The organism is Sinomonas sp. (genome assembly GCF_036848755.1).
Classification (GTDB): Bacteria; Actinomycetota; Actinomycetes; order Actinomycetales; family Micrococcaceae; genus Sinomonas.
This window is the reverse complement of the sequence record NZ_DAIUJO010000009.1, coordinates 41,632-49,434: the sequence shown is the minus strand read 5'-3', so window position 1 is coordinate 49,434 and position 7,803 is coordinate 41,632. Positions and strand designations below refer to the sequence as shown.

The following is a 7,803-nucleotide window of genomic DNA, read 5'->3' as shown; positions in this document are numbered from 1 at the left end:
TAAAGGACGAGATTGTCCATCGCGGCCCGACATGCCATCCTTCTCCCTTTGCGACTTTTTCGGTGTCTGAGATATAGCCGTTGCACATTTTGCAGTCCGGCAGCGAGATTTCCCGCAGAGGGGTGCTGTCTCCCGTTTCGAGAGCGTACGTAATTGTGTCGAACCAATACTGCGTGAACGCCTCGAACCCCTCTTTCGTGTTCTGCTTCGCTGCATCGGGCAACACAGGCGGCGCCATGTTGCGGGCGGGCCCGCGTGAGCTTGCGGGCGTTGGGCGCGGATCGGGTGAGGGAATCGCGGTCGAAGGGCTTGGCGCTGCAGCGGTGGCCGAGCCGGTACCGGGGGAGGACGCGGTCCCTGCGGCTTCTGGGGGAGACCCACAACCGAAGAGACCCGCCAAGCAGAGGAGCAGCAGAGAACAAGTCATCGAACGGCGCAGTGTCACGAGATCCCCCAAATCAGTTGTGCTGAGGCCCTCACACGGGCGCGAAGCCCTCAGACGGGTGCAGTGCGCAGCAAGCAAGAGCGACAAGTAGGCCGAGCAGTTTCCGCGACAGTAGCAACGGCTGGCGGCACTGAGGCGAGGAGAAGGCCGGCCTCCGTGAGGTTTACTGGTTCCATGCAGAACCCGGCCTCCGAGCAGCGCTCAGTGATCATCCTCGGCTCTACGGGCAGCATCGGTACCCAGGCCATCGACGTGGTCGACGGCGCCCCGGATCGCTTCCGTGTGACGGCCCTGAGTGCCGGAGGCGGCAACCTTGGTCCGCTTGCCCTCCAAGCGGTGCGAACAAGAGCTGAGGCGGTCGGCATTGCAGAGGGCAGCGTGGACGAACTACGCAGCCTGATCGCCGGTGCGGCGAAGGCAGAAGGCGTCCCGGACTACGCGCCTGAGCTCTTCGCCGGCCCAGAAGCTTCGACCCGGATTGCCGAGTGGCACGGGCCGAACGGGCGGGCTGATGTCGTCCTCAATGGGATCACGGGCAGCATTGGCCTGGCTCCAACCCTCGCGGCGCTTGCCTCTGGGGCGACGCTCGCACTGGCGAACAAGGAAAGCCTCATCGTAGGCGGCGCGCTCGTGACGGGCGCCGCGGCGCCGGGGCAGATTGTGCCGGTCGACTCGGAGCATTCTGCGATCGCGCAGTGCCTCCGCGCCGGACGCTCGGATGAGGTCGATCGCCTTATCCTTACCGCGTCGGGCGGCCCGTTTCGGGGCCGCAGCCGGGAGGAACTGCGGAACGTCACCCCGGCGGAGGCGCTCAACCACCCGACGTGGAACATGGGCCGGGTCGTCACGACGAATTCGGCGACGCTCGTCAACAAGGGTCTCGAGCTCATCGAGGCCCACCTCCTGTTCGATGTCGCACTCGAGGCGATTGACGTCGTCGTGCACCCGCAGTCCGTAGTGCACTCCATGGTTCAGTTCACTGACGGTTCGGTGATCGCCCAAGCATCGCCGCCAGATATGCGGCTCCCCATAGCCCTCGGTCTGGGCTGGCCAGAACGCGTTCCCCACGCTGCCAGCCCCTGTGACTGGTCCCAGGCTGCAGCATGGACGTTCGAGCCGCTCGACGTGAGCGCGTTTCCCGCCGTCGATCTGGCGCGAGACGCCGCGAAGCAGGGGAGTACCTATCCCGCGGTCTTCAACGCGGCCAACGAAGAAGCCGTGGAAGCCTTCCACTCCGGGAGGATCGGCTTCCTCGATATCGTTGACACCGTCGAATCGGTGCTGTCGGAGCATGGAGGTTCCTCGGAAATGACTGTGGAATCCGTGCTCGAGGCCGAAGAGTGGGCACGGAAGCGTGCTCACGAGCGTTTGGCAAGCTGAGCCAGCTGCCAGAACAGGATTTTCGTGAACCCCACCGTGCTATTCATCCTCGGCGTCCTCTTCGTCGCGATCGGTATCGCCGTCTCCATCGCGCTCCATGAAGTGGGGCACCTGCTGCCCGCCAAGCTCTTCAACGTGCGCGTGACCCGCTACATGATCGGCTTCGGCCCCACCGTGTGGTCGCGGCGCAAGGGCGAGACCGAGTACGGCATCAAGGCGCTGCCGCTCGGCGGCTACGTCCAGATGGTCGGCATGTACCCGCCGAACCAGCGGGACGGTTCGGTCCGGCAGTCCAGCACGGGCATGTTCCAGGGTCTCGCTGAAGCCGCGAGGGATCAGGCCCATGAAGAGGTCCGGCCCGAGGACCACGGGCGCCTCTTCTACCAGCTGCCGGTGTGGAAGAAGATCATCATCATGCTCGGCGGCCCGGCGATGAACATCCTTCTCGGGATCCTGTTCACGGCGATTGTCCTCATGGGCTTCGGCATCGCTGAACCCACGAACCAGATCGCTTCCGTCTCGGCGTGCATGGTTCCGGCCAACCAGCAGCAGAGCACAACCGACACGTCGACCTGCACGAAGACGCCTGCCGCGGCGGCAGGCCTGCAGCCGGGCGACACGGTCGTGGGCTTCGAGGGCAGAGAAGTGACCGGCTGGGACCAGCTGAGCTCGTGGATTCGGGCGTCGGCCGGCAAGACCGTGAGCATCACCGTCCAGCGTGGCGGCAAGAACGTCGACCTGAAGATCACGCCGGTGCTCAACTCGGTCACCGTCTACGGGGCGGACGGGCAGCCGGTCAAGAACGCGGACGGCAGCTATCGGACCACTGAGTCGGGCTTTGTCGGAATCAGCGCGCGCCAGGCGCTCACCCCCCAGCCGGCGACGTCGGTGCTCCCCTCGGTGGGCCAGAACATCGCCCAGGTCGCGGTCGTCGTCGTCAATCTGCCCGCACGCGTGGTCGGCGTGGCCCAAGCGGCGTTCGGCAGTGCACCCCGCGATCCGAACGGCCCGATGAGCGTCGTCGGCGTCGGCCGCGCGGCGGGCGAGGTTGCGGCGCTCGAGGACGTACCGCTCTCGGCGCGCATCGCGACGTTGTTCGGCCTTCTCGCCGGCGTCAACCTTGCGCTCGCCGTCTTCAACCTTGTGCCGCTCCTCCCGCTCGACGGCGGCCACGTCGCCGGGGCCCTCTACGAGGGGATCAGGCGTCGGATCGCGGCGTGGCGCAAGCGCCCCGATCCCGGACCGTTCGACATCGCGAAGCTCCTCCCGCTCACGTACGCCGTGGCGAGCGTGCTCATCGCCATGAGCGTTCTCCTCATCTACGCCGATATCGTCAAGCCCGTGAACCTGTTCGGGTGAGCGGAGGGATAGGCTGGACCCATGACCGTCTTCGCCGTTGAGTACCGCTACGATGCCTCCACAGCCGCCCGACGTGACGAAGTCCGCCCAGATCACCGGGGGTGGCTCGCTGCCATCGCCGATCAGGGGCAGCTCCTCGCAAGCGGTCCGTACGAGGACGGCACGGGAGCGCTCCTGCTGATGAAAGCGGACGACGCCGAGGCACTCCACTCGCTGCTTGCCCAAGACCCGTTCGCTGTCGAAGGCCTCCTCGCCGGATCGTCGGCGGTTGCGTGGAACCCGGTGTCAGGCCCCCTCGCCTCCCAGTTCTGAAAACATCCCTCACCAAGGAGTTCTCTTGACTTCGGTCAGCCTCGGAATGCCAGCAGCCCCGCCGCCCGTGCTCGCCCCCCGGCGGAAGACGCGGCAGATCCACGTCGGGTCAGTCGGAGTCGGCTCCGAGTACCCGATCAGCGTCCAGTCCATGACGACGACGCCGACCACCGACATCAACGCGACCCTCCAGCAGATCGCGGAGCTCACTGCCGCAGGCTGCGACATCGTTCGCGTCGCCTGCCCGTCGGCGGACGACGCCGAGGCGTTGCCGATCATCGCGAAGAAGTCCCAGATCCCGGTGATCGCCGACATCCACTTCCAGCCGAAGTACGTCTTCGCCGCGATCGAGGCCGGCTGCGCGGCCGTCCGCGTGAACCCGGGCAACATCCGCAAGTTCGACGACCAGGTCAAGGAGATCGCGCAGGCCGCGAAGGACCACGGCACCTCGATCCGCATCGGCGTCAACGCGGGGTCGCTCGACGCGCGACTGCTGAAGAAGTATGGGAAGGCGACTCCCGAGGCACTCGTGGAGAGTGCCCTCTGGGAGGCGAGCCTCTTCGAGGAACACGATTTCCACGACTTCAAGATCTCGGTCAAGCACAACGACCCCGTCGTGATGGTGCGCGCGTACGAGCTGCTCGCAGAGCAGGGCGACTGGCCGCTGCACCTCGGTGTGACCGAGGCCGGCCCGGCGTTCCAGGGCACGATCAAGTCGGCGACGGCGTTCGGCGCTCTCCTTTCGCGGGGCATCGGCGACACGATCCGCGTCTCCCTTTCGGCGCCGCCCGTCGAGGAGGTCAAGGTCGGAATCCAGATCCTCCAGTCTCTCAACCTGCGCCCGCGGCGCCTCGAGATCGTCTCGTGCCCCTCGTGCGGGCGCGCACAGGTTGACGTGTACAAGCTCGCCGAAGAGGTCACGGCTGGCCTCGAGGGCATGACGTTCCCGCTCCGGGTGGCGGTCATGGGCTGCGTCGTCAACGGTCCGGGGGAGGCCCGGGAGGCTGATCTCGGCGTCGCCTCCGGCAACGGGAAGGGGCAGATCTTCGTCAAGGGCGAGGTCATCAAGACGGTGTCCGAGAGCGAGATCGTCGAGACGTTGATCGAAGAGGCGATGAAGATCGCCGAGGAGATGGGGGAGGCCGATGGCGAAGATGCTTCAGCGGGCGGCCCCGTGGTCACCGTCTCGTAGACGAGACCCGCTGATCCGAAGGCTGGGGCACGAGGATACCCTCGAGCTCTGCGAGCTTGCTGCCCTCGATCCGGTCGCGAACGTCTTCATCGCGGCCCACCTCCTGACTGCTGGCTCGGCTGCCCCAACTCAGAGCGGTGCCGAGATTCTCGGCGCGTACGACGGCGACGGGCGGCTTGTGAGCGCGTGCTGGCTCGGTGCCAACATCGTCCCGGTAGGCATGCACGAGGATGTTGCGCCCGCGTTCGCCGACGTGATCCGCGGCGCGAACCGGCGCTACGCCTCGATCTTCGGGCCCGCCGAGCCGACGCTCGCACTCTACGAGGGACTGGGCGGTCCCAAGGCCAGGGAGGTCCGTCCCGTGCAGCCGCTCATGGCGATCGAGGGCGGAGCCGCCGTTCGTCCCGACCCGCTCGTGCGCATCACGACGCTCGATGACTTCGACGCCGTCGCACCGGCCTGCGTCGCCATGTTCGAGGAAGAGGTCGGGTATTCGCCGGTAGCCGGGGGAAGCGACAACTACTACCGTCGGGTCCGGCAGCTCATCCAGCAGGGCTATTCGATGGCGCGCTTCGGCGACGCGGGTGAGGTGATCTTCAAGGCGGAGCTCGGGGCGGTGTCGTCGGCGGCAAGCCAGGTGCAGGGCGTGTGGGTAGACCCCGCGCACCGCGGACTCGGCCTGAGCCACGGCGGCATGTCCGCCGTCGTGGGCTTCGCGCGCCAGCTCGCGCCGATCGTGAGCCTCTACGTCAACGACTACAACGAGCGCGCGAAGGCCTGCTACGAGCGGGTCGGCTTCGAGCGCGTGGGGACCTTCGCGACCGTTCTGTTCTGAGCCACTAGCTGGCTCCGGGCAGCGGCCCCGTGAGGTGCCGCTGGATCGCCGGCGCGAGGAGCCGCTCGGCGTCGTCGGCGGGGAGCGACGCGAGCGGTTCGAGCTTGACGATGTAGCGCGCGAGCATGAAGCCCACCACCTGTGAGGCAGCCATCGAAGCCCGAAGCTCGCGCTCGGCGTCGTCTCCCGGGAGGCCATCGGAGACTCGCGCCAAGATGCGGCGGCGGACGAGCTGGGCCAGGAGGCGTGAGCGCGACGTCGAACTGATCGTCGAGCGGAAGAAGGCTGCCAGCGCGTGTCGCTGCGGGCCCTCCCAGAGGCGCACGATCGCTCGGGCAACGAAACGTCCGCGCTCGGCGAGGGCCTGCTCGTCGATGCCGCTCAGGAGGACCTCCGGGTTCATCGGCAATGCGACCGATGCCGCGAAGAGTTCTTCCTTCCCGTCGAAGTAGTGATGCACGAGAGCGGCGTCGACGCCTGCCTCGCGGGCGATCTGCCGCAGGCTCACGCCGTCGTACCCGTCCTCGGCGAAGAGCCGGGTGGCGGCCCTGACGATCGCTGCCCGGCGGTCGGACGGGCCCCTGGGCCGCGCCATCATCGTCCGGTCCCCATGATCGGGCTTCCGCTCAGGAGGACTTGCGCCGCAGCGTGAGCGACGCGAGGAGCAGCATCCCGAACAGCACGCCCGCCATGATCCAGAGATCCCGCCACATCTCGCCAGTCGGGTCAGTGTTGGCGGTGATCTCCTGAAGGGCCTTGACTGAGTATGTGAGCGGCATCCAGTCCGAGAGGACTTGGAAGACGTCCGTCATCTGCGCATGCGGCACGAAGAGCCCGCAGAGGAGGATCTGCGGGATGACGACGATCGGCATGAACTGGACGGCTTGGAATTCCGTGCGGGCGAACGCGCTGCAGAAGAGGCCCAGCGATACCCCGAGGACCGCGTTGACGACGGCGACGAGCACCACGAGGCCGGCGTTGCCCTTGATGTCGAGGCCGAAGATCCAGTACGCGACACCCGTCGCGACGACAGACTGGAGGGCCGCCATGAGCGAGAAGGCGATGCCGTAGCCGAACAGGAGGTCGGCCTTGTGGATCGGGGTCGTCATGAGCCGCTCGAGCGTGCCGGAGGTGCGTTCGCGCAGCATCGTGATCGAGGTGAGCAGGAACATGATGACGAACGGGAAGATCGCGAGCATGATCGGGCCGATCCGGTCGAACGTGCGCGGCATCCCGGGCGGCAGCGTCTCGTTCTCGAAGAGCCAGTACACGACGGCGAGCAGCACCGACGGGACGACGAGGATGAGTCCGATGCTGCGCGGGTCGTGCCGGAGCTGGTTGAGGACGCGCGCCGTCGTCGCGGCGAGCATGCGCGGGTTCATGCTGCACTCTCCTTCGCTGCTCTCGCGGAGCCAGGCTCGGCCTTCCGGATGATTCCGAGGAATGCCTGCTCGAGATCCTGGCTCTGGCCTTCCTCACGCAGCCCGTCCGGAGTCAGCTGGGCCAGGAGGTGCCCGTCACGCAGGAGCAGGAGCGAGTCGCACCGGCTCGCCTCCTCCATGACATGGCTCGAGACGAGGAGGGTCGTGCCCGCGTCGGCGAGCGCGCGGAACCTCTCCCAGAGGTCGACTCGGAGCACGGGATCGAGCCCGACGGTCGGCTCGTCGAGGACGAGCAGCTTCGGCTGCCCGACCAGCGCGCACGCGAGCGATACCCGGCTGAACTGGCCTCCCGACAGGTCCGCGGCCTTGCGCTTCTCGAAGCCCGCGAGGCCGACGGCGACGACGGCGTCGCGGGCGTCCGCGCGGCTCCGGCCGTGCAGGGAGGCGAAGTAGCGGACGTTGTCGAGGACCGTGATGTCGCTGTACACGGCGGCGTCCTGCGTCATATAGCCGATGAGCGGGCGGAGGGCCGCGGAGCCCGCTGGCCTGTCCAGGACTCGGAGTGTCCCGGACGCGATGCGCTGGACGCCCATGATCGTGCGCATGAGTGTGCTCTTCCCACTCCCTGAAGGGCCCAGCAGCCCGGTCACGCGGCTCGACGGGACCGAGAAGTCGAGTCCGTGGAGGACTTCCGTGCGGCGAAGCCGGACGACGAGGCGGTCGGCCTCGACCGCTGGCGGCGGAGCTGCCGCGTGGGATGGGGCAGTGGCGGCAAAAGGCGACCCTGACATGACGGACTCCGGTCGGAGGAGGGACATTCATCACGCACCCGATCAACTCATCACTGAATTCATCAAGTGATGAATTCAGGCTAGGGCGGACCGCCGGTGCCGTCAAC

9 protein-coding genes are annotated in these 7,803 nt (G+C 67.1%); 5 read left to right on the top strand and 4 right to left on the bottom strand.

Going from position 1 to position 7,803, the window contains the following annotated elements:
• The coding region (locus V7053_RS02675) for a DUF6318 family protein (RefSeq protein WP_334170720.1) at positions 1-226 on the bottom strand (226 nt) is incomplete at its 3' end.
• A 393-nt stretch (positions 227-619) separates the two neighbouring features.
• Here V7053_RS02675 and dxr point away from each other — a divergent pair.
• From dxr to V7053_RS02650, 5 genes are read left to right on the top strand one after another with little or no spacing between them, the layout of a single operon-like run.
• Positions 620-1,825: a 1-deoxy-D-xylulose-5-phosphate reductoisomerase gene (gene dxr, locus V7053_RS02670; protein WP_334170719.1), complete on the top strand. Its 1,206-nt coding sequence runs from the start codon at positions 620-622 to the stop codon at positions 1,823-1,825.
• Positions 1,826-1,849: 24 nt separating this feature from the next.
• Positions 1,850-3,184: a M50 family metallopeptidase gene (locus tag V7053_RS02665; RefSeq protein ID WP_334170718.1), complete on the top strand. Its 1,335-nt coding sequence runs from the start codon at positions 1,850-1,852 to the stop codon at positions 3,182-3,184.
• A 21-nt stretch (positions 3,185-3,205) separates the two neighbouring features.
• Positions 3,206-3,496, top strand: coding sequence for a YciI family protein (locus tag V7053_RS02660; RefSeq protein WP_334170717.1), 291 nt, complete (start codon positions 3,206-3,208; stop codon positions 3,494-3,496).
• 25 nt (positions 3,497-3,521) lie between these two features.
• A complete protein-coding gene (gene ispG, locus V7053_RS02655; protein ID WP_334170716.1) occupies positions 3,522-4,688 on the top strand; it encodes a flavodoxin-dependent (E)-4-hydroxy-3-methylbut-2-enyl-diphosphate synthase in 1,167 nt (388 codons plus the stop codon).
• Entirely contained in the window at positions 4,642-5,523 is an 882-nt protein-coding gene (locus V7053_RS02650; protein ID WP_334170715.1) for a GNAT family N-acetyltransferase, read from the top strand. The genes ispG and V7053_RS02650 overlap by 47 nt, the downstream gene beginning before the upstream one ends.
• A 4-nt stretch (positions 5,524-5,527) precedes the next feature.
• Here V7053_RS02650 and V7053_RS02645 read toward each other — a convergent pair whose 3' ends face one another.
• The 3 genes from V7053_RS02645 to V7053_RS02635 are packed head-to-tail and all read right to left on the bottom strand — an operon-like array spanning position 5,528 to position 7,696.
• Positions 5,528-6,121 (bottom strand): TetR/AcrR family transcriptional regulator, encoded by a 594-nt coding sequence (locus V7053_RS02645; protein ID WP_334170714.1) that lies wholly within the window; start codon positions 6,119-6,121, stop codon positions 5,528-5,530.
• Between the two features lie 28 nt (positions 6,122-6,149).
• On the bottom strand, positions 6,150-6,905 hold the full coding sequence (locus V7053_RS02640) for an ABC transporter permease (RefSeq protein WP_334170713.1): 756 nt from the start codon (positions 6,903-6,905) through the stop codon (positions 6,150-6,152).
• Complete coding sequence (locus tag V7053_RS02635) at positions 6,902-7,696, bottom strand: ABC transporter ATP-binding protein (RefSeq protein WP_334170712.1); 795 nt, start codon at positions 7,694-7,696, stop codon at positions 6,902-6,904. Before V7053_RS02635 ends, V7053_RS02640 begins: the two co-directional genes overlap by 4 nt.
• Positions 7,697-7,803 lie beyond the last annotated feature (107 nt).

Bases quoted from the DNA above. Each gene is read 5' to 3' on its own strand.
- dxr (WP_334170719.1), top strand. From the start codon at position 620: ATGCAGAACCCGGCCTCCGAGCAGCGCTCAGTGATCATCCTCGGCTCT.
- V7053_RS02640 (WP_334170713.1), bottom strand. From the start codon at position 6,905: ATGAACCCGCGCATGCTCGCCGCGACGACGGCGCGCGTCCTCAACCAG.
- V7053_RS02660 (WP_334170717.1), top strand. From the start codon at position 3,206: ATGACCGTCTTCGCCGTTGAGTACCGCTACGATGCCTCCACAGCCGCC.
- V7053_RS02635 (WP_334170712.1), bottom strand. From the start codon at position 7,696: ATGTCAGGGTCGCCTTTTGCCGCCACTGCCCCATCCCACGCGGCAGCT.
- V7053_RS02650 (WP_334170715.1), top strand. From the start codon at position 4,642: ATGGCGAAGATGCTTCAGCGGGCGGCCCCGTGGTCACCGTCTCGTAGA.
- V7053_RS02645 (WP_334170714.1), bottom strand. From the start codon at position 6,121: ATGATGGCGCGGCCCAGGGGCCCGTCCGACCGCCGGGCAGCGATCGTC.